This window comes from Pseudomonas sp. NPDC089996 (assembly GCF_044748405.1).
Lineage (GTDB): Bacteria > Pseudomonadota > Gammaproteobacteria > Pseudomonadales > Pseudomonadaceae > Aquipseudomonas.
Map to the genome: position 1 here is coordinate 23321 of NZ_JBIVGA010000013.1, position 25645 is coordinate 48965.

The following is a 25645-nucleotide window of genomic DNA, read 5'->3' on the forward strand; positions in this document are numbered from 1 at the left end:
CGGGTTCACCCGCTAAGAGGCCGGCACAATCCCCCGCCGGTCGTCAGGTCAACGCATCCCCCCTCCTACCCCAGGCGTCAAATGGTTCCAAAGGCCCCCTTTGGAGAAGCCCCATGCCCCAACACGCCGTGGCCCGCCTCGAACAGCTCGATCCCAAGCGCCCCTTGCGCGTGCAGGCCGGCAACGAAGAAATGATCCTCGTCCGCCAGGGCGATCAGGTTCATGCCTACCAAGGCAACTGCCCACACGAAGGTGCGCCGCTGGAAGAAGGCGTGATCTGCGGTGGCCTGCTGGTCTGCCCCTGGCACAAGGCCGCGTTTGCCGCAGATGACGGTGCGGTGTGTGAACCACCAGCTCTGAACGACTTGCGCAGGTACCGGGCCTGGGTCAAGGATGGAGAAGTGTGGGTCGACGACCAACCGTTGCCCAAGAGCGAGCCGCCTCGCCACAGCGATGCGCGCACTTTCGTGGTGATCGGTGCCGGTGCCGCAGGCTCGGCGGCAGTCGCCACACTGCTCGACCACGGCTTCGGCGGACATCTGATCTGGCTCGACCAGGAGCGACAGCCGGCATACGACCGCACCGCCTTGAGCAAATTCGTCATCGCCGGGGAGATGGCACCCGACGAGGTGTCCGCCTTGCTGGAGCCCGACCAGTTGCGCAAAGGCCATCTGGATCGGCGCTTCGGCAAAGTACGTGCACTGGATGTAAAAAAACGCCAGATCATTCTCGCCGACGGCCAGCACATCAATTACGACGCCGCCCTGCTGGCCACGGGCGGCAAGCCGTTGCGCCCGCAGCTGCCCGGTGTCGATCTGCCCGGCATCATGACCCTGCGCTCGCGCGAGGATGCCGCGCGCCTGCTCGATGCTGCCGAACCTGGGCAGCCCGTGGTGATCGTCGGTGACGGCTTCATTGGCCTGGAAGCCGCCGCTGCGCTGCGCAAATACGGTGCGCAGGTCCATGTGGTCACGCGTCACCCACTGCCTCTGGCCAAACAGCTCGGTGAGCGCATCGGCCGCTGTATCCGCGAACTGCACGAACGCAAGGGTGTGGTGTTCCATGGTCCGACCGAAGTCGAGCGTTTTTTGGGCGAAGACAAGGTCGAAGCCGTGCAACTGGCCAATGGCGAAAAGATAAGTGCCGCACTGGTACTGCTCGGAACGGGTGTAAAACCGGCCACAGCGTTCGTGCAAGGGGTGCAGTTGGCCAAAGACCAGTCATTGTCGGTCGACGCCGAACTGCATGCCGCAGACGGCTTATGGGCCGCTGGCGATATCGCCACCTTCCCCCACGCAGGCCGACCGGTGCGCATCGAGCACTGGCGGCTGGCTCAGCAGCATGGCGTGATCGCTGCAGCCAACATGCTGGGTGAGCAACGCCGGTATAACGATGTGCCATTCTTCTGGACCTACCAGCACGGGCGCACCTACGAGGTGCTGGGGCATGCCCGGGACTGGGACCGCATCGAGTTTGTCGGGGAGCCGGAGAAAGGCGACTTCATCGCCTTGCAGTGTGCCGGGGAGCAGGTCGAGGCGGTAATTGCCAAGGGCTATTCGGACGCCATGGCGACGCTGTCACAACGGATGAAGCGGCCCTTGACCCTGGCTGAAGCCCTGGAGCTGATTGGTTGAGCGCATTGGGGAGCTCTGCGCCGGGGTCTCGGTCCCCCCTTTCCCCAATCATCCCGGTATCGTTCGCGCCATTGGTTTCCCACCTCTGGAGCAATGATGAAACTCTTGCAACCCTTGCAGATCGGCCCCCTGACCCTGCCCAACCGCGTGTTCATGGCCCCGCTCACCCGCCTGCGCAGCCTGGAACCTGGCGATGTGCCGACACCGATGATGGCCGAGTACTACCGCCAGCGCGCCAGCGCCGGGCTGATCATTACCGAAGCCACGCAGATCTCCTTCCAGGCCAAGGGTTACTCCGGCTCGCCAGGCATCCACAGCGCCGAGCAGGTCGCCGCCTGGAAAGCGGTGAACGACGGTATTCACGCTGAAGGCGGCCACAGCGCCGTGCAGGTCTGGCACACCGGCCGCGTTTCGCACACCTCGCTGCAACCCGACGGCGAGGCGCCGGTCGCACCGTCGGCGCTACCGGCCAACGCCCGCACCACCCTGCGTGACGACCAAGGCAACCTGGTGCGGGTGGAAACTTCTGCACCCCGTGCCCTGAGCGAAGACGAGATTGCCGCGATCGTTGCCGATTTCGGCCAGGCCGCCGCCAACGCCCGCGAGGCTGGTTTCGATTTCATCGAGCTGCACGCTGCCCACGGCTACCTGCTGCACCAGTTCCTCACCCCGAGCGCCAACCAGCGTGATGACCGTTACGGCGGCAGCGTCGAGAACCGTGCGCGCATCGTCCTCGAGGCCGTGGACGCCGCCATCGCCAACTGGAGCGCCGAGCGCGTTGGCATCCGCGTGTTCCCGCTGGGCGGCTTCAACGGCGTGGACAATGGCGAGGACCAGGAAGCTGCCGGCCTGTACCTGATCAAGGAACTGGCCAAGCGCAACCTCGCCTACCTGCACCTGTCCGAGCCGGACTGGGCAGGCGGCAAGCCCCTGCGTGACGAGTTCCGTGAGCAGATTCGTGCAGCGTACCCGGGCGTGATCATCGCTGCGGGCGCCTATACCGCCGAGAAAGGCGAAGATCTGATTGGTCGTGGCCTGATCGATGCCGTGGCCTTTGGGCGCAGCTACATCGCCAACCCGGACCTGGTTGAGCGGCTGCGGGTGCAGGCGCCTTTGAACGAGCATCGCGCGCAGTTCGACTATGCCAACGGGCCTGAGGGATATACGGATTATCCGTTCCTCAAGCAGGCCTGATTCTGAAAAACAGGGAGCTGAAAGGCTCCCATCTTTCAATCGTCAGTCTCGCTAATGCAAAGGGGGATCGACTTCAACCCGCACATTGAAAGCGTATAGGCGGCCTTTCTCATCAATCCCCACCTCGTAGGAAACCGCCTGGCCTTCTCGAAACTGTTTGCCGGGTTCTTGCAGAAAATACATGTCTTGTTCTGCTGTCTCAATCTCGGGATCAGCAGATACGGATAAGGGATTTGTCTTGCGATCGCTACTGGACATGATCAACACCTCCGTGCGGACAAGCCTTGCGCTCATTCAGGCAACAAACGAACGAGCGCAAGGTAAAGGCTTGCTACGCAGGACGTACGTTCGCTGCCTGCATACCTTTCTGGCCCCTTTCAGCTACAAAGGTAACCTTTTGGCCTTCTTTCAAACTTTTGAAACCGTCCGATGCAATGGATTTAAAATGGACGAAAAGATCATCGCCACCACCATCAGGGGTGATGAATCCAAATCCTTTTTCATCGTTGAACCATTTCACCGTGCCCGTTTTTTCTTCAGACATGTTCTTCACCTTTGATCTCTGAATTTCGTTTTACTGGGCAACCGATGTAACAGTGATGTCCAGCGCAGCTGTATCTTCGAACGATTCAGCAAGAATATCTACTGGCAGTTTTATCAGGTCTTTTCGTTTTTTATATACGAAAGCATTCTGGGCATTATCCGAGATCTGCCAAAGCCCGCGCCGCATAGGCATGGGAGCGCAGCCGCGCCAACGGATCATGAATTCGGCAATCGATCATCAGCTCATCAGCCCCGGTCTGTTCGATCAGCGAGCGCAGCCCTTCCCGCACCCGCTCCGGCCCACCAGCAATGCTGCAGGCCATCACCTGTTGCAATACCGCCCGCTCGTGGGCCGGCAAGCTCTGCACATAGCCTTCCTGCGGTTTGGGGAGCAAGCCGAAGCGCCCGACGTGCAGGTCGAGCATCCACTTACGGTGTGAACTGGCCTGGTAATCCGCCTCGGCATCGCTGTCGGCGGCAAACAGGTTCACGCCCACCATCACATACGGCTTGGCCAGTTGCGCGGAAGGCTGGAAGTTCGCCCGGTAATGGGCAATCGCTTGCAGCAGGTAACGCGGTGCGAAGTGCGAAGCGAAGGCATATGGCAACCCCAGCTTGGCCGCCAGATCGGCACCGAACAGGCTGGAGCCGAGGATCCACACCGGCAGTTCGTGCTTGCCCGGCACGCCACGGACCTGGCGCTTGCCGTTGTCAGCCAGGTAGTCGCGCAGTTCGGCGATGTCCTGGCTGAAGTCGCGCTCCTGCGCGGCACCGCGCAAGGCGCGAACGCTGGGGCCCGAGGTACCGGGCGCACGCCCCAGGCCCAGGTCGATGCGGCCCGGATGCAGTGTGTCGAGGGTGCCGAACTGCTCGGCGACTACCAGCGGCGCATGGTTGGGCAGCATGATGCCGCCGGCACCGACGCGAATGTGCTGCGTGGCATTGGCGATCTCATTGATCACCAGCGCGGTGGCAGCCGAACCGATGCCGGGCATGTCGTGGTGCTCGGCAATCCAGTAGCGGCGGTAATCATGCGGCTCGACGTGGCGAGCCAGCTGGCGGGATTCTTCGATCGCGTCGGCGAAGGTCTTGCCTTCGCCAATCATGACCAGATCCAGTACGGACAAGGCAGTCATGGGGTCTCCAGAGGGATTATCAGTGACGCCAGTGTCTTCGCTGTGGCGCCAGGGATAAACCCGAACTCAGGCCCTATATACGGGCCTGACAATCCCCAATCAGTCCTCCCAGGGAACGCCCAGCTCCCAGCTCGCTACTAAAAGGTCGATGAATCCCCGCACCCTAGGCGACAGATGTCGCTTGCTCGGGTAAACAATGCGGATCGGATCGGCCGGGGGCCGGTAGTCGTGCAACACCTCCACCAGTGTGCCAGCGCGCAGGTCGTCACCGGTAATGTAGGTCGGCAGGTGAATCAGCCCGAAACCTGCCCTGGCACCGTCGAGCATGGCCTCGGAACTGTCGATGTTGAGCCGCCCGGGGTCTTCGCACAGGTGCAGGCCCGCGTCGGTATGAAAGCGCCAGGGCATGGCTTTCTCGCCCGCGAGAAAGGCGATCTTGTCATGGCCATAGAGGTCGCCAGGAACCTGCGGCATGCCACGGGCTTCGAGGTACGCGGGTGAAGCACAGGTGACAAATTGTTGCCAGGCCACGGTGCGGGTCAGCAGTTGCGAATCCTCCTTGGGCGCACCGATGCGCACGGCAACGTCGACTCCCTCCTCGACCAGGTCGACGAAGCGGTCGGTGAAGCGGATGTCTGCACGAAGTTCGGGCCATTGCTTGAGGTACTGGTCGAGGATCGGCAGCACGTGACGCTGGCCGAGCGACAACGGCGCGGTGAGGCGCAGGGTGCCGGTAGGTTTGCCCCGGCGCTGGGCCATGGTGCTTTCCACTTCGTCCAGGTCGTCCAGAATCTGCCGCCAGCGCTCAAACGCCACCAGGCCCTCGTCGGTCAGGCTCAGCTTGCGCGTAGTGCGGTTGAGCAGGCGCACCGCCATGCGCGCTTCCAGCCGGGCGATGCTCTTGCCCACTGCCGAGCGGGTCGGGCCCAGGCTGGCCGCAGCGGCGGTGAAGCTGCCGGCCTTCACGGCACTGACGAAGGCGGCGATATCGCCGAAGCGGTTGGGTTCCATGGCGGGTTCCTGCGGATACGGAAGACCCGCTTAAATGGGTGCGTTTGGCACCATTGCAAGGGCTCACACAAGGACTTTGATGAGCAACAGGTGCACAGGGTAGAACAGGTAGGCCCAGCGCCGCACGGCAGGCACCGGCCAATGGTCGATACGCAACAGCAGGCAACCGATGGCAATCGCCAGCGCTGCGGCGGCCAGGGTAAGCAGGGTCACCGGGGCCGCGAGGTGCCCGCGCAACCAGCTGTTGGTCAGGTTGCCGGCCATGGCCAGCAGGCAAGGCAACAGCCAGGTCAGCCCACCCTGCCGGCGCGCCAGTACCCAGCCGGCAGGTAGCAACACGCCAGGCAGGCCGTACATCAAGTGTTCGCTGAAGACCGCACCGAGCAGCGCTGCAGCAAGCCCGAGCAGACGAACCTCTAGCTGCTGATGTTGCACGCCCCAGGCAACCAGCAGCCCCAAGGTCAGCGTGGGGATGATGCTGAAGGTCTGCGAGTCAGGGTCCAACCAGCGATAGGGAGGCTCGGACAGTACGGCGAACGCGAGCATCCAGCCGAGGTAGCGCAGGTTGATACTGCCTGCCCGCGCCACATTCACCGCCATGGCCAGGCAGAACAAAGGAAACGCGAACCTGCCGATGATGAACAGGCCTTGCGCCTCGGGCCAGATGAAGCGCACATGGTCGGCGACCATGGTCAGCATCGCCACCCACTTGACCAGGTCGAGCCCCGCCGAACGCACGCTCTAGCCCCCTGGCTCGCTGGCCGGCCCCAGGTACTTGTTGGTCCAGGCCGCCAGTGGCAACGGCGGTTGCTGGGCGAGAATGCGCCGCCAGATCAGCGCCAGGTCCTCGCGGTCGAACATCGAGGCCGCCCCGGCGCCCCGGTAGCTGCTGGGCCGGTCGACGATCCAGTGGCCCTGGCTGTCACGATGGGCCATGTTGAAGCGGAAAGTGTAATTGCCCGGGATGCCCATGCGCAGGTCGGTGACCACCAGCGTATTCCCGACCTGGTCATAGCGCAGCCAGTCGTCGGTGAACCAGCGCAGGCGCTGCAGTAACGTTGAACCGTTCAGTGCCTGCGCCGCCTCCAGGTTCAGCGGCAGGCGCTGCATTTCTGGCGGTTCGCGGTCGAACGTGCTGCTGATACCTTCGTAGTAATGGCCATCCGGGGTCTTCGCCAGCACGCGCCAGACCAGGCTGTTGAACGCGATTGGCACGGCGCGGACTTCGTTCACCGCGATGCCCTGGGCATCGAGCGCTGCCTGCATGCGCTGTTCGGCGGCCATGCGCCCGGCCAGGCCGAACCCCAGGTAGGCCGTGCTGAATGCCAATGCCAGGCTCAACAGCGGCACCGCCCTGCCCTTCAGGCCCTTGAACGCCGCGTAGATCACGGCCGCCAACAGCGGCACGGTATACACCGGGTCGATGATGAACACCGCTGCCCAGCTCAGTGGGGTGAACGGCAGCGGCCAGAACAGCTGGGTGCCGTAGACGGTGAACGCATCGAGGACCGGGTGGGTTACCAGCACCAGCCAGAACGCCAAAAACAACCGGGGCAGCGTATATCCCTTGGCGGGCCAGCGCGTTCGGCCGAGCCGGTCGACCAGCCAGGCCAGCAACAGGGCCACGCCGGTGAGAACGAAGATCGAGTGGGAGAAGCCGCGGTGGTAAGTCATCTGCGACACCGGGTCTGCGTAGCGGATGACCACGTCAAGGTCCGGCACGGTGCCCAGCGCAGCGCCGTAGACAAGTGAGCGCCGGCCCTGGATGCGGCCGAGTACCGTACCTTGCAGCGCTGCGCCGAGTACGGCTTGGGTAATGGAGTCCAAGGTGAGGCTTCCTCAGTGGCAATGAGGAAACCTAACCTTCTACACCCGGCTGGCGCAATCGCCGCTGTGTGACAATATTCGTGGTGCGGAACGCTTTGCCGGGAGGGATCAGCCGAGGTCACCGCCCCCCACCGGCAGGGTCACGCCGGTGATATAGGAGGCCTCATCCGAAGCCAGGAAGAGGATCGCGCCGACCTGCTCGTCGATGCTGCCGTAGCGGTGCATCAGGCTGCTGTCGAGGGTCTGGTCGACGATCTGCTGGTACCAGGCCTTGTCCTGCTCGCTCTGCTCGCTGCTGTTGCGCGGCACCCGGCGCGGGGGCGCCTCGGTACCGCCAGGCGCGGTGGCGTTGACCCGGATGCCGCGGCCAGCGGTTTCGAAGGCCAGGCACGCGGTGAGTGCGTTGACGCCGCCCTTGGCCGCGCCGTACGGCACGCGGTTGACCCCACGGGTGGCGATCGACGAGACGTTGACGATGGCGCCGCTGCCGCGTTCGAGCATGTACGGCAGTGCCGCATGGCAGCACCACAGGGTCGGGAACAGCGAACGGCGCACTTCGGCCTCGATCTGGTCCACTTCATAGTGCTCGAAGGGCTTGGCCCAGAGGGTGCCGCCGACGTTGTTGACCAGGATGTCGAGGCGGCCGAAGGTTTCCACCGCCGTGGCCATGACCCGGGCGCAATCGGCATGCAGTTCGAGGTCGGCGGTGAGGGTCAGCATGCCCTCCCCGGTCAGTTCGTGGACCAGCTCGGAACGGTCCACGGCCACCACTTGCGCACCTTCGGCCTTGAGCCGCCAGCACACGCCGCGGCCGATGCCCTGGGCGGCGCCGGTGACCAGGGCGACTTTGTTGTGGAATCGGTTGTTCATGTCGATCTCCTTCCAATCCGAAATTGCCGGGAGGGCTGCGCCCTCCATCGCGACGCAAGGCCGCTCCCACAAGGGAACGCGGTACATGTGGGAGCGGCCTTGTGTCGCGAAAGGGCCGCAACGCGGCCCCGCAATCCGGCAGCCAAATAAAAGGAGGCCACCGTCACCCGCACGATGCCGGCGGCCGCAAGTAAACTCAGGCCGCAGCCGCCGCAAACTTCTCGTAGTAGAAGTTCGCCGGGTTGATGTCCTGCTCGCGCAGGAACTGGCTTACCGCCTCGACCATCGGCGGTGGCCCGCACAGGTACACATCGACGTCGCCGTCATTGAGGTGCTGCGGCGCAATGTGCTGGGTCACGTAGCCTTTTTGCGGGTGCTGGCTGTCGGGGTTGGCCACGCAGGCACTGAAGGTGAAGTTCGGGATGCACGCAGCCAGCGCCTGCAGGCGGTCCAGCTCGACCAGGTCGAAATCGTTGGTCACGCCGTAGATCAGGTGCACGGGATACTCGCTGCCCTGCTCGGCGATCTTCTCCAGCATCGCCGTGAACGGCGCAAGGCCTGTGCCACCGGCCAGCAGCAACAGCGGACGCTGGATCGGCCGCAGGTAGAAGCTGCCCAACGGGCCTGCCAGGCTCATGCTGTCGCCGGCCTTGGCCAGGCTGGTCAGGAAGCTGCTCATCAGCCCACCCGGTACGTTGCGGATCAAGAAGCTGACCTCGCCGTCCTTCTGCAGCGAGCTGAAGGAATAGGCACGGCTCTGGTCGCTGCCCGGCACCTTGAGGTTGACGTATTGCCCCGGCAGAAACGCCAGGCGGCTCAGTGCCTCGCCCTTGATCGACAAGGCAATGGTGCTGGCCGACAGCTGACGCACATCGCTGATGGCGGCCTCGAAGCTGGCCTGCTCGGTCTTGCACAGCTGCGACGACGCCGGGATGCGCACCACGCAATCGCTTTCGGCGCGCATCTGGCAGGTGAGCACGTAGCCTGCGGCGATTTCGTCCTCGCTCAGGGCGTCTTCGATGAAGTTGTCACCCAAGTCATAACGCCCGGACTCGGCCTTGCACTTGCAGGTGCCGCAGGCACCGTCGCGGCAGTCCAGCGGGATGTTGATGCCCTGGCGGTAGGCGGCATCGGCCACGGTTTCATGGCCGCTGGCCTCGATGAAGCGGGTCACCCCGTCTTCGAAATTAAGCGCGATCTGGAAGCTCATGTTGCACCTCGCGGGCGAGCCTGGCTGCGGTGCGCCATGTGGCACACCGGATGGCTCGCGTTACCTCGGATCAGATGTGGTAGATGTCGATGACCTGACGCACGTAGTCATTCTTCAGCACCACCTTCTTGGCCTTGATCAGCGGCTGTTCGCCGCGCAGGTCGAGGGTGTAGTAACTGGTGCCGAAGTAACTGTCGGTGGTCTTGTAGCGAAAGCTCAGGGTGTGCCAGTTGAAACGCACCTGGCAGCTGCCCTCGCCCTGTTCGACGATCTCGATGTTGCTGATGTTGTGCGAGGTGCGGGTATCCGGCACGGTCGCACTGGAGCGCTCGGTCTTGATGCGGAACACGCGGTCTTCGAGGCCGCCACGGTTGCCGTACCAGATCAGGGAGATTTCGCTCTGCGGGTCCTCGGTCAGGCTGTCGTCATCGTCCCAGGCCGGCATCCAGAAGGTCGCGTCGCTGGCGTACAGCTCCAGCCACTGGTCCCACCGGGCGTCATCCAGATAGCGCGCTTCGCGGTAGAGGAAGTCGCGCACGCAGTCATGCAGGCTCATTGCACGGCCTCCGCGGGGATCAGTTGGGGTTCCTGTGCGAGGGCTTTGATCATGGTGTCCTGCCAGTACTTGTGCTGCAGCACGAACAGGCCTTCGTCCTCGGTACGCACGCCCGACAGCAGCGGCTCGAGCTCGATTTCCTTCGCCGCGTCATCGGCGCCTTCCACCCAGTGTTGTGCACCACGGGACATGTCGTTCCAGCCAGTGCCGCCGCCGTAGCCGGTCTGGCAGGAGCGGAACTCTTCCAGGTCATCCGGGGTGGCCATGCCACTGACGTTGAAGAAGTCTTCGTATTGGCGGATGCGCTTGGCCCGTGCATCGGCGCTTTCGCCCCTGGGCGCGATGCAGTAGATGGTGATTTCGGTCTTGTTCACCGAAATTGGCCGGGCAATGCGGATCTGCGAACTGAACTGGTCCATCAGGTACACATTCGGGTACAGGCACAGGTTGCGCGAGTTCTCGATCATCCAGTCGGCGCGGGCCTGACCGAAATCGGCAGCCAGCTGGTCGCGGCGCTCGAAGGCCGGGCGGTCTTCGGGGTTGGCCCAGCGGGTCCACAGCAACAGGTGGCCGTGGTCGAAGGAGTAGAAACCACCACCCTGCTTGGCCCAAGAACCTGCGCTCATGGTCTTGATCTCGTCACCGGCCTCGCGCTGCTTGCGTTGGTTCTGGGTGGCGGCGTAGTTCCAGTGCACGGAGCTGACGTGGTAGCCGTCGGCACCGTTTTCGGCGGTGAGCTTCCAGTTGCCCTCGTAGATGTACGAACTGGCACCGCGCAGCACCTCCAGCCCTTCAGGGGACTGGTCGACGATCATGTCGATGATCTTCGCCGACTCGCCCAGGTGCTCGATCAGCGGCTTGACGTCAGCATTGAGGCTACCGAACAGGAAGCCCCGGTACGACTCGAAGCGGGCGACCTTGGTCAGGTCATGGGAGCCGTCACAGTTGAAGCTTGCGGGGTAACCGGCGTTGCTTGGGTCTTTAACCTTGAGCAGTTTGCCGCTGTTGTTGAAGGTCCAGCCGTGGAACGGGCAGGTGTAGCTGGCGCGGTTGCCGCGCTTGTGCCGGCACAGCATGGCGCCGCGGTGACTGCAGGCATTGAGGAAGGCATTGAGCTCTCCGTCCTTGTTGCGCGCGATGAAGACCGGCTGGCGCCCCATGGTCAGGGTGAGGAAGTCGTTCTTCTCGGGGATCTGGCTTTCATGGGCCAGGTAGATCCAGTTGCCCTCGAAGATGTGCTTCATTTCCAGGTCGAACAGGCGCGGGTCGGTGAACATCTCGCGTTTGCAGCGGTAGACGCCCGTTTCGCGATCGTCCTCGAGCATGGCATTGAGGTAGTCGAATCCCAGGGACATGGCCAGGGTCTCCAATTGTTATTGTTCAGGCCGGGTCAGGTTAGGGGTTGCCCTGGGGGGGCAATATCCATCGCGTGCAGAGTGCTATCCGATTTGTGCAAATATCGTTTCGATAGCATTTATCCATTGATCAGTGCGCTGCGCCTGAAGTAAGCTCGGGCTCATTCATTGGAGAGCAACATGCCGAAACACACCCGCAACCACGCCAACCACACTGGTCGCAACCTGCGCCCTGTGCTGGCCGTTGCCGGCTGCCAGGCTGCTGCCAGCTATTACTTTGGGTATTGGTTTAGCCACTAGGCGCCGATACCCACACGGCGCCCACCTTCGAGGGGCCGCCGAACATGAGAATACTCAAACCCCCGGTCGGCTCCCCGACCGGGGGTTTTGCTTTTCAGGCCATTGCACGTTTACCGATTCGAACTGAGGACAGATTCATGAACTACGCCACTTATTACTACGCAAGCACCTATGCCTGGCGATTTAGCCAATCCCGTTCGGGCCAGCCTGCCGCCTCCGATCGGTCACGCTCCGGTGGCAACGCTGCAGACAATCAATCAACGAATAGTCGAACACCTCGATAGGGCCGACCGCGCGGGCCAGAACCCGCCGTCCGCCCAGGGAACATACGCCATGCAAGCCTCGAACCTCGCTCTGCCCCTGACTCAACCGCACGCTGCCAACACCACTGTCAGCCAGCGCCTGCCCAGCCCGCACCTGCTCAAGCAGCAAATGCCGCTGTCTACCGAACTCGCCCAGCAAGTCCACGGCCACCGCCAGGCCATCCGCGCCATCCTCGAAGGCCGCGACCAGCGCCTGCTGGTGATCGTCGGCCCGTGCTCGATCCACGACCCCCGCTCGGCCCTGGAATACGCCGACCGCCTGGCCGCGCTCAGCCGTGAAGTCGATGACAAGCTGCTGCTGGTGATGCGTGCCTACGTGGAAAAACCCCGAACCACGGTTGGCTGGAAGGGCCTGGCCTACGACCCGCACCTCGATGGTAGCGACGACATGCATGCCGGCATCGCCCTGTCCCGCGGCTTGATGCTGAGCATGATCGAACGCGGTCTGCCGATCGCCACCGAGTTGCTGCAACCGATGGCCGCCGGCTACTTCGACGACCTGCTGGGCTGGGCAGCGATTGGCGCGCGCACCACCGAGTCGCAGATCCACCGGGAAATGGTCAGCGGCCTGGAGCTGCCGGTCGGCTTCAAGAACGGCACCGACGGTGGCGTCGGCATTGCCTGCGACGCCATGCGCAGCGCCGCAGCGCCGCACCGGCACTTCGGCATGGACGCGCAGGGCTACCCGGCGACCATCGAGACCCTGGGCAACCCGGACACCCACCTGGTGCTGCGCGGCGGGCACAAAGGCCCGAACTACGATGCCGGCAGCATCGCCCAGGCTCGCCAGGGCCTGGCCAAGGCCGGTTTGCAGGCACGCATCGTGGTCGACTGCAGCCATGCCAACAGCGGCAAGGACCCTGCGCGCCAGCCATCCGTGTTCGAGGACGTGCTGGCCCAGCGCCTGGCCGGCGACAGCTCGATTGTCGGGGTGATGCTCGAAGGCCACCTGTTCGACGGTTGCCAGGCCCTGGGTAAAGGGGCACTGAAATACGGCGTGTCGATCACCGACGGCTGCCTGGGCTGGAGCGCGACCGAAACCCTGCTGCGCGTGGCCGCAGCGCGTCTGTGACAGACCTCTGCAAGCCCGGCGAGACATGACCCGTTCAAGTGCGCTAGGCTTGCGGTTTTACCCCCAAGGAGCAGTATCCATGGCACGCGCCACCGCCCGTCACATCCTCGTCGCCTCTGAAGACAAGTGCAACGAACTGAAAGCCCAGATCGAAGCCGGTGCCGACTTCGCTGAAATCGCCAAAGCCAACTCCACCTGCCCGTCCAGCCGCCAGGGCGGTGACCTGGGCTCGTTCGGCCCAGGCCAGATGGTCAAGGAATTCGACACCGTGGTGTTCAGCGCCCCGGTCAACACCGTACAGGGCCCGGTCAAGACCCAGTTCGGCTATCACCTGCTGGAAGTGACCAGCCGCCAGGATTAAGTCATCGCATCCGATGACCATCCCTGTGGGAGCGGGTTCACCCGCGAATGCGTCCGGTCAGGCAGCTACATTGCCTGATCGGATGCATTCGCGGGTGAACCCGCTCCCACAGGTCGCTCTCGGGGTGTGGATCTTCTGCATGAGCTGGATGGTGCAGGCTGCGCCCACCCACGCTCTCACCGTCTACGGCGAAGCCCCCCGCTACAGCGAAACCTTCCGCCACTTCGACTACGCCAACCCAGCCGCGCCCAAAGGTGGCCTGATGCGCCGCTCGGCCATCGAGATCGGCCAGTTCGACCATATCCTCCCCTACATCGACAAAGGCATCGGCGTCAGCGAGGTCGATGGCTGGCTGTATGCGCCCCTGGCACAACGCTCGTTCGACGAGCCCTATACCGTCTATGGCCTGATCGCCCGGCGCATGGAACGCGGGCCGGCCGACGCCTGGCTGCGCTTCGAGATCGACCCCAAGGCGACCTTCGCCGATGGCAAACCGGTACGCGCCGAAGACGTACGTTTCAGCTTCGAGAAGCTCATGGCCGAAGGCAGCCTCAAGTACCGCACCCAGTTCGCCGACGTCGCCGGGGTCACGGTCGAAGGCCCGCTGCTGGTGCGCTTCGACCTCAAGCAACCCCACGGCCGTACCCTGGCCCTGGACCTGGCCAGCCTGCCGGTGCTGCCCGAGCACGACTGGGCGAACCGCGACTTCGCCAACGGCGCAGGCTTCGACAAGCCGGTCGGCAGCGGCCCGTATCGCATCGGGCGCATCGACAACGGCCGCAGCATCACCTTCGAACGCGACCCGCACTGGTGGGCGAAAGACTTGCCAGTCAATCGTGGACGCTACAATTTCGAACACATCCGCATCGAATATTTCGGCGATACCGAAGTGGCACGCCAAGTGCTCAAGGGCGGTGGCTACGACTACAACCGCGAATTTTCCGCCACTGCCTACACCCTGGGCTACAACGGCGCGCAGCTGGACGATGGCCGCCTGCAGCGCGCGCACCTGGGCCCGGCCAAGCCGCAGGCGGCCCAAGGCTTCGTGTTCAACCTGGACAAGCCACAGTTCAAGGACCGCCGCGTGCGCCAGGCACTGGCCATGCTCTGGGACTTCGAGTGGAGCAACCGGCAGATGATGCGCAATATGTACATCCGCCAGCAGAGCCTGTTCTCCAATACCCCGCTGGCGGCACGTGAGCTGCCGGATGCCGGCGAGCTCAAGCTGCTCGAACCGCTGCGTGGCCGGGTGCCGGACGAAGTGTTCAGCCAGGTATTCGCCGCCCCGGTCACCGATGGCTCGGGCATCATTCGCCCACAACAATTGCAGGCACTGGCCTTGTTGCAACAGGCCGGCTGGCACCCCGAAGGTGATCGGCTGGTCAACGCCCAGGGCGAGCCGCTGGCATTCACCTTCCTCAACGGCCAGTCCGGCCTGGAACGCCTGCTGCTGCCATGGAAGCGCAACCTGGCGCAGATCGGCATCACCCTGAACATTCGCAACGTCGACTCGGCGCAGTACGTGAACCGGCTGATGGCCCGCGACTACGACATGATCGTCACCGGCTATGCAGTCACCCTGTCGCCGGGCGCCGAACTCTACAACTACTTCGGCTCGGCCGCCGCCAACGACCCGGGCTCGAACAACCTGATGGTGCTCAAGGACCCGGTGGTCGACCAGCTGATCGATGGCCTGGTGCGCGCCGACACCCAGGCCGACATGCTGCACCACGCCCACGCCCTGGACCGGGTGCTGCAATGGAACTACTACTGGATCCCCAACTATTACCCGCCCGGCAGCTCGACAGTCTGGTGGAACCGCTTCGGCCTGCCGAACATCCAGCCCGCCTATGACGAAGGCCTGGACAGCTGGTGGGAAATCAGCCCGACGGCGCTGACCAACGCGCAGATGGCCGCACGGCAGAAGGCCAAGCCATGACCAGCTACATCCTGCGGCGCCTGCTGCTGATCATCCCGACCTTGCTGGCGATCCTGCTGGTCAACTTTGCCATTGTCCAGGCCGCGCCCGGTGGCCCGGTCGAACAGGCGGTTGCGCGCCTGCAGGGCCTGGGCGGTGGTGCCCCTGGCTCGCGGGTCGAGGTGGTCCACGGCGAATCTCGCGCCACCCGCGGCCTGGACCCTAAGCTGATCGAGGAGATCAAGCGCCAGTACGGTTTTGACAAGACTGCGCCGGAACGTCTATGGCTGATGCTCGGCCAGTACGCCCGGCTGGACTTCGGCCAGAGTTTCTTCCGCGGCGCCAAGGTCACCGACCTGATCCTCGACAAGCTGCCGGTGACCCTGTCGTTGGGCTTCTGGGCCACGCTGATCACCTACCTTGTGTCGATCCCACTGGGCATCCGCAAAGCCGTGCACCATGGCAGCCGCTTCGATGCCTGGAGCAGCGCGCTGATCGTGGTCGGCTACGCCCTGCCCTCGTTCCTGTTCGCCCTGCTGCTGATCGTGCTGTTCGCGGGCGGCACGTCGCTGAACTGGTTCCCGGTACGTGGCCTGGTATCGGATGACTTCGACCAGCTCAGCCTGCTGGGCAAGCTGGCCGATTACTTCTGGCACCTGGTGCTGCCGGTCGGCGCCCTGGTGATCGGCGGCTTTGCCACCCTCACCCTGCTGACCAAGAATGCTTTCCTCGATGAAATCTCCCGCCAGTACGTGGTTACCGCCCGCGCCAAGGGCCTCAGCGAACGCCGTGTGCTTTATGGGCACGTGTTGCGCAACGCCATGCTGCTGGTGCTGGCCGGGCTGCCGCAGGCGCTGATCACGGTGTTCTTTGCCGGTTCGCTGCTGATCGAGGTGATCTTTTCCCTTGATGGCCTCGGCCGCATGAGTTACGAAGCGGCCGTGTCGCGCGACTACCCGGTGGTGTTCGGCACGCTGTTCATCTTCACCTTGGCCGGCCTGCTGTTCCGCCTGATCGGTGACCTGGCCTTCACCGTACTCGATCCACGCATCGACTTCGACTCGAGGGCGCACTGATGCTGTCGCCGGTTTCGCGTCGTCGCCTGCTGCGCTTTCGCCGCAACCGCCTGGGCTGGGTGTCGCTGTGGCTGTTTGCCGGCCTGCTGGTGCTGAGCCTGTGCGCCGAGCTGGTGGCCAACGACAAGCCGCTGCTGCTGAGCTACAAAGGCGATTTGTACATGCCTGCACTCAAACGCTACAGCGAGCAGCAGTTCGGTGGACAACTGCCGTTCCAGCCAGACTACCGCAGTGCCTACGTTCGCCAGCTGATCGAGGGTCAGGGTGGCTGGATGCTGTTCACGCCCATCCCGTTCAGCGCCGACACACCCAACTACGACCTGCAGGTGCCAACCCCCAGCCCGCCGAGCGCAAGCAACTGGCTGGGTACCGACGACCAGGGCCGCGACGTACTGGCACGGGTGCTGTACGGCACCCGCACCTCGCTGTTGTTCGCCTTTGCCCTGACGGTGATCAGCGTGCTCATCGGCGTCGGCGCGGGCGCGCTGCAGGGCTATTACGGCGGCTGGGTGGACCTGTTCGGGCAACGCCTGCTGGAAGTCTGGTCGGGCCTGCCAGTGCTGTATCTGCTGATCATCCTCAGTGGTTTCGTCGAACCGGATTTCTGGTGGTTGCTGGGCATCATGGCGCTGTTTTCTTGGCTGACCCTGGTCGATGTGGTGCGCGCCGAATTTCTCCGTGGGCGCAACCTCGAATACGTCAAGGCCGCACGCGCACTGGGGTTGCCGGATACACAGGTGATGCTGCGCCATGTGCTGCCCAACGCGATGAATGCCACGCTGACCTATGTGCCGTTCATGCTCACCGGGGCGATCACCACGCTGACGGCGCTGGACTTCCTCGGCTTCGGCATGCCCGCTGGCAGCGCCTCGCTGGGTGAACTGGTGACCCAGGGCAAGCAGCACCTTGAAGCGCCGTGGCTGGGCTTTACCGCGTTCTTTGTACTGGCGGTGATCTTGTCGCTGCTGGTGTTCATCGGCGACGCCCTGCGTGAGGCGTTCGACCCCAGAAAATAGTGTTCAGGCCACCGACATCGCCAAGGAGTTTCTGCATGACTTTGAAAGGCAAGACTGCACTCGTCACCGGCTCTACCAGCGGCATCGGGCTGGGCATCGCTCAGGTACTGGCCCGCGCCGGAGCCAACATCGTGCTCAATGGGTTCGGCGACCCGACGGCGGCACTGGCGCAGATCGCCAGCCATGGCGTGAGGGTGGTCCACCACCCGGCGGACCTGTCCGATGTGGCGCAGATCGAAGCGCTGTTCGCCCAGGCCGAGCACACCTTCGGCGGCGTCGATATCCTGGTCAACAACGCCGGCATCCAGCACGTGGCACCGGTTGAGCAGTTCCCGGTGGAAAGCTGGGACAAGATCATCGCCCTCAACCTGTCTGCAGTGTTCCATGGCACCCGCCTGGCGCTGCCCTGCATGCGCGCACGCAACTGGGGGCGGATCATCAATATCGCTTCGGTGCACGGGCTGGTAGGTTCCAGTGGCAAAGCGGCCTATGTGGCGGCCAAGCACGGCGTGGTCGGCCTGACCAAAGTGGTTGGGCTGGAAACCGCCGTCAGCAACGTCACCTGCAATGCCATCTGCCCGGGGTGGGTGCTGACCCCGCTGGTGCAGAAGCAGATCGACGATCGTGCTGCCAAGGGTGTCGATCCCCAGCAAGCGCAACACGACCTGCTGGCCGAGAAGCAGCCTTCACTGGCGTTCGTCACCCCCGAACACCTCGGTGAGCTGGTACTCTTCCTGTGCAGCGAGGCTGGGAGCCAGGTTCGCGGCGCCGCCTGGAACGTCGACGGAGGCTGGTTGGCCCAGTGACGGGTTGCCAGAACGCGGTTTCGTGACCGCACGTAGCTGCGTGATCAGGCATAATGTCGCCCTTTTTTGCCCGAAGCACAGGTGCCCCATGAAAGCTCAAGCCCGCCATATCCTGGTCAAGACCGCTGACGAAGCCGAAAAGCTCAAGCAGCGCATCGCCAACGGCGAGGCCTTCGACGTGCTGGCGAAGAAGTTCTCCACCTGCCCTTCGGGCAAGCGCGGCGGCGACCTGGGCGAAGTGCGCCCTGGCCAGTTGGTGGGCGCGATCGACCAGGTGATCTTCAAGAAGCCCCTGCGCGTGGTGCACGGGCCGATCAAGAGCAAGTTCGGCTACCACCTGGTGCAGACGTTCTATCGCGACTGATAGCCACGGGCCACCTGACATTTTTGCCAGTTGCCCCACCTTCGCGCATTGCATACAACTCAGGCAGGGCCGAAGCCGCACATGAAATGCCGCTTCAGGAAGTGGTCCCTCTAATGGACTCGGAGACCTGCCTATGCGTTGCCTACGCCTGTTGCGACCTGCTGCATTCCCCCTCCTCACCCTGCCACTGATCGTACACGCCCAAGCCTTGACCGTTTCGCCCGGGGACAACCTGGGCGCCGTCGTGCAGAGCCAGGACATCGACGATTTCCAGATGACGGGTGGGACGGTTCAATCGCTCAACCAAGGGCAAGGCTACGACACGTTCTACATGTCCGGCGGCCAGATCACCGGCGCATTCGAGGATGGCGACAGCGCGATCTTCGCCGGCGGGCGTATCGGCCGGGTAGACCTCAAGCTGGCCGACAACTTCTTCGAAATGTCCCAGGACCTTGGTGTCGATACCGTGATCGATGGCAACCTGGTCAGTGGCTTCGGCAACGACACGATCATCCTGCGTAGCGGCACCATTGGCGGCAACATCAGTACCAGTGGCGGCGTGGACAACATCACCATCAGCGGTGGGGCCCTGCAGGGCAATGTCCTGGCCAGCGCCGGCAATGATGTCTTCAACTGGTCCGGTGGCAGCATCGGCGGGCGGGTCGACATGGGTATCGGCGACGACCAGGCCACTATCAGCGACCTTACGGCGCAGACGCTCACCATCGATGTCGATGGGGGCGCGGGCAATGACGCCCTGCTGTTCACCAACAGCGAGGTCGTCGGCGGTGCCCACTACCTGAATTTCGAAACCATCGACCTCACGCAGAGCAGTCACCTCACCTTGGACGACACCCTTACCCTGGGGGACGCCGACAGCGGCAGCGGCAAACTGAACATCGATGCCAGCAGTGCAGTGACTTCCCGCCAGGGCTCGGTTTCGCCCTTTACCAGCGGGCAGCTCGCAACCCTGAGCAACAGCGGTACGATTGACCTCTCCAGCGGCAACGATGCCCAAGGCCGCCTGACGATCAACGGCAATTATGAGGGCGACAACGGCGAGCTGCGGCTGAACAGCGTACTGGCCAGCGATGACTCAGCATCCGATCGCCTGGTGGTCAGCCAGGGGGCCATCAGTGGCAGCACGCGCCTGACGGTCAACAACCTGGGGGGTGCGGGCGCCGCCACCCACCAGAACGGCATCCAGGTCGTCGAGGCCCGTGATGGCGCCACCAGCACCGCCACGGCCTTTGTCCAGACCCAGACGCTGTCGGTGGGCGCCTACGATTACCGCCTGTTCAAGGGCGGTGTGACCGCTGGCAGCGAGAACAGCTGGTACCTGCGCTCGACGCTGGTGGCAAGCCCAGCCCCTGCCCCCCAAGAACCTGAGCAACCTGGGCAGCCTGAACAACCAGGGCAGCCCCCGGTCGAGCCTGCGGTAACGCCGCCCGTGGCAGCACCAGCCCCCGGCCAGGCGGAACTGCCAGCCCCGGTTGCCGGCACCAGCGTACCCCTGTACCGCCCTGAAGTGCCGGTTTACGCCGCCGCACCCCGAGGCGCGGCGATCATCGCCCGCCAGGCGCTGGGCACTTTCCACCAGCGCCAGGGCGATCAGCAACTGCTGGCTGGCCAAGGCGGCCTGAGCGCCAGTTGGGGCCAGGCCTACGGTGGGGCGTTGCGCCAGCAATGGAGCGGCACCGTCAGCCCGAGCCTGGACGGCGACCTGTACGGTTTCAAGGTGGGTCAGGACCTGTATGCCAAGGTCGACGAAGACGGCTACCGCCAGCACGTGGGCCTGTACGTGAGCCACAGCCGCCTGGAAGCCGACGTCAAGGGCTTCGCCCTGGCCGTGGAGGACCGCAGTGTCGGTGACCTCAAGCTCGACGGCGACAGTGTAGGTGGCTACTGGACCCTGGTAGGGCCACAAGGCTGGTACGTCGATGGCGTCGTGCAATACACCAAGCTTGACGGTCGCGCCCGCTCCGACCGAGGTGACAAGCTGAACATCGACGGCCACGCCTGGACCGCTTCGCTGGAGTCCGGCTACCCGATCAGCGTGTCCGAGCGCTGGACGGTAGAACCCCAGGCTCAGCTGATTGCTCAGAAAGTCTCACTGGACAGCGCCAACGACAGCGTCTCGCACGTCAGCCATGATGCCCAGGTCGAGCTGACCGGTCGGCTCGGCGTGCGCCTGGAAGGCGCCTTCAGCGCCAGCAGCGTGCGCTTGCTGCAACCTTACGCCCAGCTCAACCTGTGGCACGGCGATGGTGGTCGCGACACGCTGACGTTCGATGGAGTGGACAAGATCAAAACCGACTACCGCTACACCTCGGCGCAGCTCGAAACCGGCCTGGTTGCCCAGGTAAGCGAGGCGTTGAGCCTGCACGGCGGCGTGCAGTACTCCACCAACCTCGACAGCCGCCAGCAGGAATCCAGCGGCGTGAACCTGGGCGTGCGCTGGCAGTTCTAGCGGCGCGCCGCCAGCAGGCCGAGGCCGGCGCAACCGAGCAGCGAGGCGCTGACCCGGTTGAACAGCCGGCGCGGCCCTGGCTGGCTGAACCAGCGTTGCAGGTAGGCACCCAGCCCCGAGTAGATGGCGATTGCCGCCCACTCCAGCAGCAGGAACAGCACGCCCAGCCAGAGGAATTGCTCGCTCACCGGGGTGGCACTGCCGACCGAGACGAACTGGGGCAGGAAGGCGGTGAAGATCAGGATGGCTTTGGGGTTGCCCGCCGCCACCCAGAACTCCTGACGCGCCAGGCGCCAGGTGCCACTCGGGTGATCGCTGGCCACCACCGCTTCACCCACTGGCGCGCGCCACAGCTGCCAGGCGATGTAGAACAGGTAGGCTGCGCCGACCACCTTGATCGCCAGGAACAGGTACTCGCTGGTATGCAGCACCACCGCCAGGCCCATGGCGGCCAGGGCGATCATGCCGCTGAAGGCGATGATCCGCCCGCCACCGGCCACGCAGGCAGTGCGCAGGCCGTAGCGGCTGGCATTGTGCAACGACAACAGGTTGTTCGGCCCCGGCGCCATGTTCAGGGCAAAGCAGGCAGGGATGAACAGCAACAGGCTCGACAGGTCCACTTTCTTCTCCTTGTAATCAGCCTTTCATTTCGGCGTTTACCGGTCATCCGGTCAAGGTACAGCCAGCTACAAAAACTGTACGGGCGCCAGGCCAGGCGCCATGCGCCTTCGTTTGCTGGCTATCGCGCTTCGCTTGCAACCTCACGCACATTGATAGCCAATTAATATCAACTATCGGTAAAAGCCCATCTATACCTGCCCATGGCACAAACAGTGCCCAGGTGCATGGAGCCCTGCGCAACGGAAGCGGGAGTCAAGGCACCTGTCCTTTCAACACGTATAGGGATTTACAACATGGATAGCATCGGAATCAGCGCTGCACAGATCAACTGGAACGGCGGCCAGCGCATTACCCTCGGCTCCGGCGACGTGGCCACCTGCACCACCCTGCGCCCCGGCCAACTCTACGGCGTTTTCATCTACAACTCGGCAGGCAACGACAACAATGCCGACGTCAACCTGGTCTGGAGCAACAGCCAGCCCCCCTGCCAGATGACCATCCCCGGCACTACCGCCAACGCAGGGCTGGCTTCGATCGGTTTCGTCTCGGGTACGGACACCCAGACGATCTCCCTGTCGGTGCCACCGAACAGCGGCATTGCCCAGGTCGAAGCATGGATCGGCAGCGTCAGCATGCCGACCAATACGGCGGGTTTGAACAATCAGCCGCTGCCGGCCAACGGCGAGCAAGTGCCCTTCAACAAGTACACCCGTTACTACGCCGTGCCGCCCTCCAAATGGATGAAACTGACCATTGTCAGTACCATCAACCAGTTCATCTCCTGCCAGTTCCGCCAGGACAAGGCCGTGGTGTTCGTGGTCAATGAAACCAGCAATGGCCTGCTCAGCGGGCAGGTGCAATGCATGGGGCCGACGGCCAAGGAACAAGGCGTGGTCAACATCACCACCTCCTCCACCCAGAGCATCAACGAGAACCTGCAAGGTGATGGCAGCCAGTGGGTATGGATCGATGCCGATAGCCCGCAAGACTCGAAAACCGCCAGCATTGCCTTGCAATCCCTGTAGCAGCAGGTAAGCGCAAGGCTTGGGGAGGTTGCGCCCTGCAGCCTCCCCCGTCTGGCCGCTGCGGCGCTACTAGGCGGGGCTGACCAGACGCAGGCTGGCCATGTCCATCAGGCTGAAATGGCCACTGGCCCAGCCGCCGGTGTCGAGGTGCCAGACATTGCCAAGCTGCTTGGCCTGCAGCACAGGCGTATGCCCTACCAGCAAGGCGCGCAGCCCGGCCACCACTTCGGTGTTGCTGTCTTTCAGGCGCTGACGCGACCACTGGCAAACCTCGCGAACAGCGGCGTCGTCATCGAACAACAGGCTATCGCGCAATGCATTCCAGTCGTTGAAAGGGCAATCGGCATGCAGCAGGCCGATCAACCCTGCATCGGTCTGCACCTCCAGGGCAATGGGTAATTGCAGGAAGCGTTCGACAAAGGCCTCCTGCTGCGCCCTCGGCAGGTCGATGAACCAGCCCCCACCCGCTGCACGGTACATCTCCAAGTCCAGCCGCCCTCCATAAAGGCAGGTAATCGCCAGTGCCTCGTGGTTGCCCTGCACCGCGTGGAACCAGGGCTGATTCAGCCACCACAGGCACGTCTCGCTGTGCGGCCCGCGGTCGACCAAATCGCCGACGCTGAACAGCCGGTCCACTGCAGGATCGAAACCCACTGTCTCCAGGTACTGCTCAAGCCGCCGAAAATGCCCGTGGATATCGCCCACGGCCAGGTCACGCCCTTTGCTGTTGGCGGCTACTCGCCGAAACCGGCTCATTACAATGTTCCTCTGCTACCACGCCCCCTGCCGGCGTAAAATAGAGCGACACGCAGCCCGCCCCGGAGGTGCATCATGCGTAACGCTCTTGTCTGTGCCGTACTCATGGCGCTGTCATTCAACAGCATGGCACAAGGTACCCCGCCTGCGCAGGTCGAGGTACGTTTCGACCACCCGGAAAAATTCCGCGACGCCAGCCTCGACGGCCCTGGCTATGAACGTGGCGCCGACGAATACGTGATGAAAACCTTGACCCAATACCTGCAGAAGCTTGGCCAACGCTACCTGCAGCCTGGCCAGCAGCTGGTCATCGACATACGTGACATCGACCTGGCCGGCCGTTACGAGCCGTGGCACAGCCAGGCCTACGATTTACGCTTCATGCGCGACATTACCTGGCCGACCATCGAGCTGAGCTACACCCTGAGCCAGCCTGGCAAGCCCGACAAGCAGGCCCAGGAGCGGGTCAGCGACAAGATGTACCTGAGCCGCCCAGGCCGGGCAGCCCACGACAACGACCGCCTCTATGCGGAAAAAGCCATGCTCGACGACTGGTTCCGCCAGCGTTTCGGGGTACGTTCGACGTCCTGAGCGAACCCCTTTGCTGGAACAGGCGAAGGTGCCGGTAGTATGCTCGGCCCTTCGACCTGTACCTGGGAAGGTAATCACCATGAAACTCTGCGCCGTGCAACTGGCGTCGTGCAAAGGCGATCTGGGCCGCAACCTCGCCCGCCATCTGCGCTGCATCGAGCAAGCTGCGGCACTGGGCGCCGAGCTGGTGGTGTTCCCGGAACTGTCGCTGACAGGGTACGAACCGACCTTGGCGCGCCAGGTTGCGCTGCCGGTGACTTCCGCCCGGCTGCAGCCGTTGCAGGCGCATTGCGACCAGTTCGGCATCACGGTCGCTGCCGGGCTGCCACTGCCAACCGCGCAGGGCATACGTATCGGCATGCCCATCCTGCGCCCGGGCCTGCCACCGCTGGCGTACACCAAACAGCGCCTGCATGGCGATGAACTGCCGTTCTTCAGCCCGGGTGATCAATCGCTGGTGTTTGCCTCAGGCCAGCTCAAGCTGGGGCCGGCCATCTGCTATGAATCGATGTTCATCGAGCACGCCGCCCAAGCCCGCGCACAAGGGGCCGAGCTGTATCTGGTGAGCGTCGCCAAAACCGCCAAAGGCATCCGCGAGGGTCACGAACATTACCCGGAGGTAGCGCGCACCCTGGGGTTTGCGGTATTGCTGGCCAACTGCGTCGGGCCGGCCGACACCTTCATCGGTGCGGGCGGCTCGGCGGCCTGGGACAGCCAGGGCAACCTGCTGGCGGCGCTGGATGACAGGTCAGAAGGCCTGATCCTGCTTGACACCGCCAGCAATACCGCGTCTGGGGTGCCACTGGACATGTCTGGCACATGAAGTTTCTGCTTACGACGCTGTGCAGCTATGCCATTGCCTACTACGTGGTCGGCCTGTTCATTCAGGGCCAATTGGCTGAAATCGCCGAGGGCTTGCGGCACCGGCCCGATGCACCAACGCCGGGGGAGTACTTGCGCGAGGTACAGCCCCATGCACGGCGTGTGCGGCGCCAGTACACAGTGATCGTCGGCTCGGTGATGGCGTTGGTCATTTGCCTGCTGGTGAACTGGATCAGTTGAATTGCCCGCGAAGAGGCTGGTACAGCCACTCACAAATCCAGGGCCAGACTCTGCCGCCCTTCCAGCGCCAGCAGATACTGCTTGGCCGGCAAGCCACCGGCAAACCCGGTCAGGCTCCCGGACGCGCCAATCACCCGGTGACAAGGCGCGATGATCGAGATCGGGTTGCGCCCGTTGGCCGCGCCCACCGCCCGCACGGCACTGGGGTTGCCGATCTGCCGGGCAATGTCGCTGTAGCTGCGGGTTTCGCCGAAAGGAATGGTCAGCAAGGCCGCCCACACCTGGCGCTGGAACTCGGTACCGGCAAAGTCCAACGCCAGCTCGAAGCGCTGGCGTGTGCCGGCAAAGTACTCGCCCAGCTGACGGGCCGTTTCGCACAGCATCGGATGGTGGTCATCGCGGTGCAGTTCGCCAAGCCGAACACGGTTCTCGCGTTCCTCTTCCCACAGCACGGCAGCGAGTCGCTCGCCGCGTGCCACCAAGGTCAGGGTGCCGACCGGGGACGACATGAAAGTAAAGGCGCTGGACATCTGAATACCCTATGGCAA

27 protein-coding genes are annotated in these 25645 nt (G+C 63.7%); 14 read left to right on the forward strand and 13 right to left on the reverse strand.

All coding sequences use genetic code 11. The annotated features are described in order from the left end of the window. The first annotated feature begins 113 nt into the window (after positions 1-113). Together ACIPW4_RS21190 and ACIPW4_RS21195 are read left to right on the forward strand one after the other, a co-directional pair. The gene (locus ACIPW4_RS21190) at positions 114-1634 is read left to right on the forward strand and encodes an FAD-dependent oxidoreductase (RefSeq protein WP_400661202.1); all 1521 of its coding nucleotides are present in this window, start codon (positions 114-116) and stop codon (positions 1632-1634) included. A 96-nt stretch (positions 1635-1730) separates the two neighbouring features. Continuing rightward, complete coding sequence (locus tag ACIPW4_RS21195) at positions 1731-2828, forward strand: alkene reductase (RefSeq protein ID WP_400661204.1); 1098 nt, start codon at positions 1731-1733, stop codon at positions 2826-2828. A 51-nt stretch (positions 2829-2879) separates the two neighbouring features. Here ACIPW4_RS21195 and ACIPW4_RS21200 read toward each other — a convergent pair whose 3' ends face one another. The 10 genes from ACIPW4_RS21200 to benA form a co-directional block, all read right to left on the reverse strand. Continuing rightward, positions 2880-3086 (reverse strand): hypothetical protein, encoded by a 207-nt coding sequence (locus ACIPW4_RS21200; protein WP_400661206.1) that lies wholly within the window; start codon positions 3084-3086, stop codon positions 2880-2882. Between the two features lie 73 nt (positions 3087-3159). Then, positions 3160-3372 carry a cold-shock protein gene (locus ACIPW4_RS21205; protein ID WP_400661208.1) on the reverse strand — a complete coding sequence of 71 codons (213 nt, stop codon included), beginning with the start codon at positions 3370-3372 and terminating at the stop codon, positions 3160-3162. A 154-nt stretch (positions 3373-3526) separates the two neighbouring features. Further along, complete coding sequence (locus ACIPW4_RS21210; protein ID WP_400661210.1) at positions 3527-4507, reverse strand: LLM class flavin-dependent oxidoreductase; 981 nt, start codon at positions 4505-4507, stop codon at positions 3527-3529. A gap of 99 nt (positions 4508-4606) precedes the next feature. Continuing rightward, a complete protein-coding gene (locus ACIPW4_RS21215) occupies positions 4607-5518 on the reverse strand; it encodes a LysR substrate-binding domain-containing protein (protein ID WP_400661212.1) in 912 nt (303 codons plus the stop codon). 63 nt (positions 5519-5581) lie between these two features. After that, positions 5582-6256 carry a TraX family protein gene (locus ACIPW4_RS21220; protein WP_400661213.1) on the reverse strand — a complete coding sequence of 225 codons (675 nt, stop codon included), beginning with the start codon at positions 6254-6256 and terminating at the stop codon, positions 5582-5584. A 3-nt stretch (positions 6257-6259) separates the two neighbouring features. Continuing rightward, on the reverse strand, positions 6260-7345 hold the full coding sequence (locus ACIPW4_RS21225; protein WP_400661215.1) for a metal-dependent hydrolase: 1086 nt from the start codon (positions 7343-7345) through the stop codon (positions 6260-6262). A 108-nt stretch (positions 7346-7453) separates the two neighbouring features. Next, positions 7454-8215, reverse strand: coding sequence for a 1,6-dihydroxycyclohexa-2,4-diene-1-carboxylate dehydrogenase (locus ACIPW4_RS21230; RefSeq protein ID WP_400661217.1), 762 nt, complete (start codon positions 8213-8215; stop codon positions 7454-7456). 196 nt (positions 8216-8411) lie between these two features. Then, complete coding sequence (benC, locus tag ACIPW4_RS21235; protein WP_400661219.1) at positions 8412-9425, reverse strand: benzoate 1,2-dioxygenase electron transfer component BenC; 1014 nt, start codon at positions 9423-9425, stop codon at positions 8412-8414. A 70-nt stretch (positions 9426-9495) separates the two neighbouring features. Then, a complete protein-coding gene (gene benB / locus ACIPW4_RS21240; protein ID WP_400661221.1) occupies positions 9496-9981 on the reverse strand; it encodes a benzoate 1,2-dioxygenase small subunit in 486 nt (161 codons plus the stop codon). Further along, entirely contained in the window at positions 9978-11336 is a 1359-nt protein-coding gene (gene benA, locus ACIPW4_RS21245; protein ID WP_400661223.1) for a benzoate 1,2-dioxygenase large subunit, read from the reverse strand. Before benA ends, benB begins: the two co-directional genes overlap by 4 nt. Positions 11337-11969: 633 nt before the next feature. On the opposite strand from benA, the gene ACIPW4_RS21250 reads away from it, so the two are divergent. The 8 genes from ACIPW4_RS21250 (at position 11970) to ACIPW4_RS21285 (ending at position 21042) form a co-directional block, all read left to right on the forward strand. Next, the gene (locus ACIPW4_RS21250; protein WP_400661225.1) at positions 11970-13031 is read left to right on the forward strand and encodes a 3-deoxy-7-phosphoheptulonate synthase; all 1062 of its coding nucleotides are present in this window, start codon (positions 11970-11972) and stop codon (positions 13029-13031) included. 79 nt (positions 13032-13110) lie between these two features. Further along, a complete protein-coding gene (locus ACIPW4_RS21255) occupies positions 13111-13392 on the forward strand; it encodes a peptidylprolyl isomerase (protein WP_009686645.1) in 282 nt (93 codons plus the stop codon). A 13-nt stretch (positions 13393-13405) separates the two neighbouring features. Beyond that, the gene (locus ACIPW4_RS21260) at positions 13406-15331 is read left to right on the forward strand and encodes an extracellular solute-binding protein (protein ID WP_400661226.1); all 1926 of its coding nucleotides are present in this window, start codon (positions 13406-13408) and stop codon (positions 15329-15331) included. Further along, a complete protein-coding gene (locus ACIPW4_RS21265) occupies positions 15328-16386 on the forward strand; it encodes a microcin C ABC transporter permease YejB (protein ID WP_400661228.1) in 1059 nt (352 codons plus the stop codon). The genes ACIPW4_RS21260 and ACIPW4_RS21265 overlap by 4 nt, the downstream gene beginning before the upstream one ends. Next, positions 16386-17402 carry an ABC transporter permease gene (locus ACIPW4_RS21270; RefSeq protein ID WP_400661230.1) on the forward strand — a complete coding sequence of 339 codons (1017 nt, stop codon included), beginning with the start codon at positions 16386-16388 and terminating at the stop codon, positions 17400-17402. The genes ACIPW4_RS21265 and ACIPW4_RS21270 overlap by 1 nt, the downstream gene beginning before the upstream one ends. Positions 17403-17437: 35 nt before the next feature. Further along, the gene (gene hbdH, locus ACIPW4_RS21275) at positions 17438-18208 is read left to right on the forward strand and encodes a 3-hydroxybutyrate dehydrogenase (protein ID WP_400661232.1); all 771 of its coding nucleotides are present in this window, start codon (positions 17438-17440) and stop codon (positions 18206-18208) included. 88 nt (positions 18209-18296) lie between these two features. Continuing rightward, positions 18297-18572 carry a peptidylprolyl isomerase gene (locus tag ACIPW4_RS21280; protein ID WP_008095636.1) on the forward strand — a complete coding sequence of 92 codons (276 nt, stop codon included), beginning with the start codon at positions 18297-18299 and terminating at the stop codon, positions 18570-18572. A 133-nt stretch (positions 18573-18705) separates the two neighbouring features. After that, positions 18706-21042: an autotransporter outer membrane beta-barrel domain-containing protein gene (locus ACIPW4_RS21285; RefSeq protein ID WP_400661234.1), complete on the forward strand. Its 2337-nt coding sequence runs from the start codon at positions 18706-18708 to the stop codon at positions 21040-21042. On the opposite strand, the gene ACIPW4_RS21290 is transcribed toward ACIPW4_RS21285, so the two are convergent. After that, positions 21039-21662 (reverse strand): LysE family translocator, encoded by a 624-nt coding sequence (locus ACIPW4_RS21290; RefSeq protein WP_400661236.1) that lies wholly within the window; start codon positions 21660-21662, stop codon positions 21039-21041. The two genes, ACIPW4_RS21285 and ACIPW4_RS21290, sit on opposite strands and share 4 nt — an antisense overlap. Before the next feature lie 294 nt (positions 21663-21956). Between ACIPW4_RS21290 and ACIPW4_RS21295 the strand changes: the two genes are divergently transcribed. Continuing rightward, complete coding sequence (locus ACIPW4_RS21295; protein ID WP_400661238.1) at positions 21957-22688, forward strand: hypothetical protein; 732 nt, start codon at positions 21957-21959, stop codon at positions 22686-22688. Between the two features lie 69 nt (positions 22689-22757). On the opposite strand, the gene ACIPW4_RS21300 is transcribed toward ACIPW4_RS21295, so the two are convergent. Further along, a complete protein-coding gene (locus ACIPW4_RS21300) occupies positions 22758-23444 on the reverse strand; it encodes a metallophosphoesterase (RefSeq protein ID WP_400661240.1) in 687 nt (228 codons plus the stop codon). Between the two features lie 75 nt (positions 23445-23519). Here ACIPW4_RS21300 and ACIPW4_RS21305 point away from each other — a divergent pair, with 75 nt between their 5' ends. The 3 genes from ACIPW4_RS21305 to ACIPW4_RS21315 all read left to right on the forward strand — a co-directional run bounded on the left by ACIPW4_RS21305 (position 23520) and on the right by ACIPW4_RS21315 (position 25097). Further along, positions 23520-24035 (forward strand): DUF3016 domain-containing protein, encoded by a 516-nt coding sequence (locus ACIPW4_RS21305; protein WP_400661242.1) that lies wholly within the window; start codon positions 23520-23522, stop codon positions 24033-24035. Positions 24036-24114: 79 nt separating this feature from the next. Next, positions 24115-24858: a carbon-nitrogen hydrolase family protein gene (locus ACIPW4_RS21310; protein ID WP_400661244.1), complete on the forward strand. Its 744-nt coding sequence runs from the start codon at positions 24115-24117 to the stop codon at positions 24856-24858. Continuing rightward, positions 24855-25097 carry a hypothetical protein gene (locus ACIPW4_RS21315; RefSeq protein ID WP_400661246.1) on the forward strand — a complete coding sequence of 81 codons (243 nt, stop codon included), beginning with the start codon at positions 24855-24857 and terminating at the stop codon, positions 25095-25097. The genes ACIPW4_RS21310 and ACIPW4_RS21315 overlap by 4 nt, the downstream gene beginning before the upstream one ends. Before the next feature lie 29 nt (positions 25098-25126). Here ACIPW4_RS21315 and ACIPW4_RS21320 read toward each other — a convergent pair whose 3' ends face one another. Then, the gene (locus ACIPW4_RS21320) at positions 25127-25627 is read right to left on the reverse strand and encodes a methylated-DNA--[protein]-cysteine S-methyltransferase (RefSeq protein ID WP_400661248.1); all 501 of its coding nucleotides are present in this window, start codon (positions 25625-25627) and stop codon (positions 25127-25129) included. Positions 25628-25645 lie beyond the last annotated feature (18 nt).

What these genes read in the sequence shown, in the direction of transcription:
- ACIPW4_RS21210 (WP_400661210.1), bottom strand. Translation starts at nt 4,507, where the DNA reads ATGACTGCCTTGTCCGTACTGGATCTGGTCATGATTGGCGAAGGCAAG.
- benC (WP_400661219.1), bottom strand. Translation starts at nt 9,425, where the DNA reads ATGAGCTTCCAGATCGCGCTTAATTTCGAAGACGGGGTGACCCGCTTC.
- ACIPW4_RS21295 (WP_400661238.1), top strand. Translation starts at nt 21,957, where the DNA reads ATGGATAGCATCGGAATCAGCGCTGCACAGATCAACTGGAACGGCGGC.
- ACIPW4_RS21320 (WP_400661248.1), bottom strand. Translation starts at nt 25,627, where the DNA reads ATGTCCAGCGCCTTTACTTTCATGTCGTCCCCGGTCGGCACCCTGACC.
- ACIPW4_RS21190 (WP_400661202.1), top strand. Translation starts at nt 114, where the DNA reads ATGCCCCAACACGCCGTGGCCCGCCTCGAACAGCTCGATCCCAAGCGC.
- ACIPW4_RS21300 (WP_400661240.1), bottom strand. Translation starts at nt 23,444, where the DNA reads ATGAGCCGGTTTCGGCGAGTAGCCGCCAACAGCAAAGGGCGTGACCTG.
- ACIPW4_RS21310 (WP_400661244.1), top strand. Translation starts at nt 24,115, where the DNA reads ATGAAACTCTGCGCCGTGCAACTGGCGTCGTGCAAAGGCGATCTGGGC.
- ACIPW4_RS21270 (WP_400661230.1), top strand. Translation starts at nt 16,386, where the DNA reads ATGCTGTCGCCGGTTTCGCGTCGTCGCCTGCTGCGCTTTCGCCGCAAC.
- hbdH (WP_400661232.1), top strand. Translation starts at nt 17,438, where the DNA reads ATGACTTTGAAAGGCAAGACTGCACTCGTCACCGGCTCTACCAGCGGC.
- ACIPW4_RS21280 (WP_008095636.1), top strand. Translation starts at nt 18,297, where the DNA reads ATGAAAGCTCAAGCCCGCCATATCCTGGTCAAGACCGCTGACGAAGCC.
- ACIPW4_RS21305 (WP_400661242.1), top strand. Translation starts at nt 23,520, where the DNA reads ATGCGTAACGCTCTTGTCTGTGCCGTACTCATGGCGCTGTCATTCAAC.
- ACIPW4_RS21215 (WP_400661212.1), bottom strand. Translation starts at nt 5,518, where the DNA reads ATGGAACCCAACCGCTTCGGCGATATCGCCGCCTTCGTCAGTGCCGTG.
- benA (WP_400661223.1), bottom strand. Translation starts at nt 11,336, where the DNA reads ATGTCCCTGGGATTCGACTACCTCAATGCCATGCTCGAGGACGATCGC.
- ACIPW4_RS21205 (WP_400661208.1), bottom strand. Translation starts at nt 3,372, where the DNA reads ATGTCTGAAGAAAAAACGGGCACGGTGAAATGGTTCAACGATGAAAAA.
- ACIPW4_RS21265 (WP_400661228.1), top strand. Translation starts at nt 15,328, where the DNA reads ATGACCAGCTACATCCTGCGGCGCCTGCTGCTGATCATCCCGACCTTG.
- ACIPW4_RS21285 (WP_400661234.1), top strand. Translation starts at nt 18,706, where the DNA reads ATGCGTTGCCTACGCCTGTTGCGACCTGCTGCATTCCCCCTCCTCACC.
- ACIPW4_RS21195 (WP_400661204.1), top strand. Translation starts at nt 1,731, where the DNA reads ATGAAACTCTTGCAACCCTTGCAGATCGGCCCCCTGACCCTGCCCAAC.
- ACIPW4_RS21200 (WP_400661206.1), bottom strand. Translation starts at nt 3,086, where the DNA reads ATGTCCAGTAGCGATCGCAAGACAAATCCCTTATCCGTATCTGCTGAT.
- ACIPW4_RS21255 (WP_009686645.1), top strand. Translation starts at nt 13,111, where the DNA reads ATGGCACGCGCCACCGCCCGTCACATCCTCGTCGCCTCTGAAGACAAG.
- ACIPW4_RS21315 (WP_400661246.1), top strand. Translation starts at nt 24,855, where the DNA reads ATGAAGTTTCTGCTTACGACGCTGTGCAGCTATGCCATTGCCTACTAC.
- ACIPW4_RS21260 (WP_400661226.1), top strand. Translation starts at nt 13,406, where the DNA reads ATGACCATCCCTGTGGGAGCGGGTTCACCCGCGAATGCGTCCGGTCAG.
- ACIPW4_RS21230 (WP_400661217.1), bottom strand. Translation starts at nt 8,215, where the DNA reads ATGAACAACCGATTCCACAACAAAGTCGCCCTGGTCACCGGCGCCGCC.
- benB (WP_400661221.1), bottom strand. Translation starts at nt 9,981, where the DNA reads ATGAGCCTGCATGACTGCGTGCGCGACTTCCTCTACCGCGAAGCGCGC.
- ACIPW4_RS21250 (WP_400661225.1), top strand. Translation starts at nt 11,970, where the DNA reads ATGCAAGCCTCGAACCTCGCTCTGCCCCTGACTCAACCGCACGCTGCC.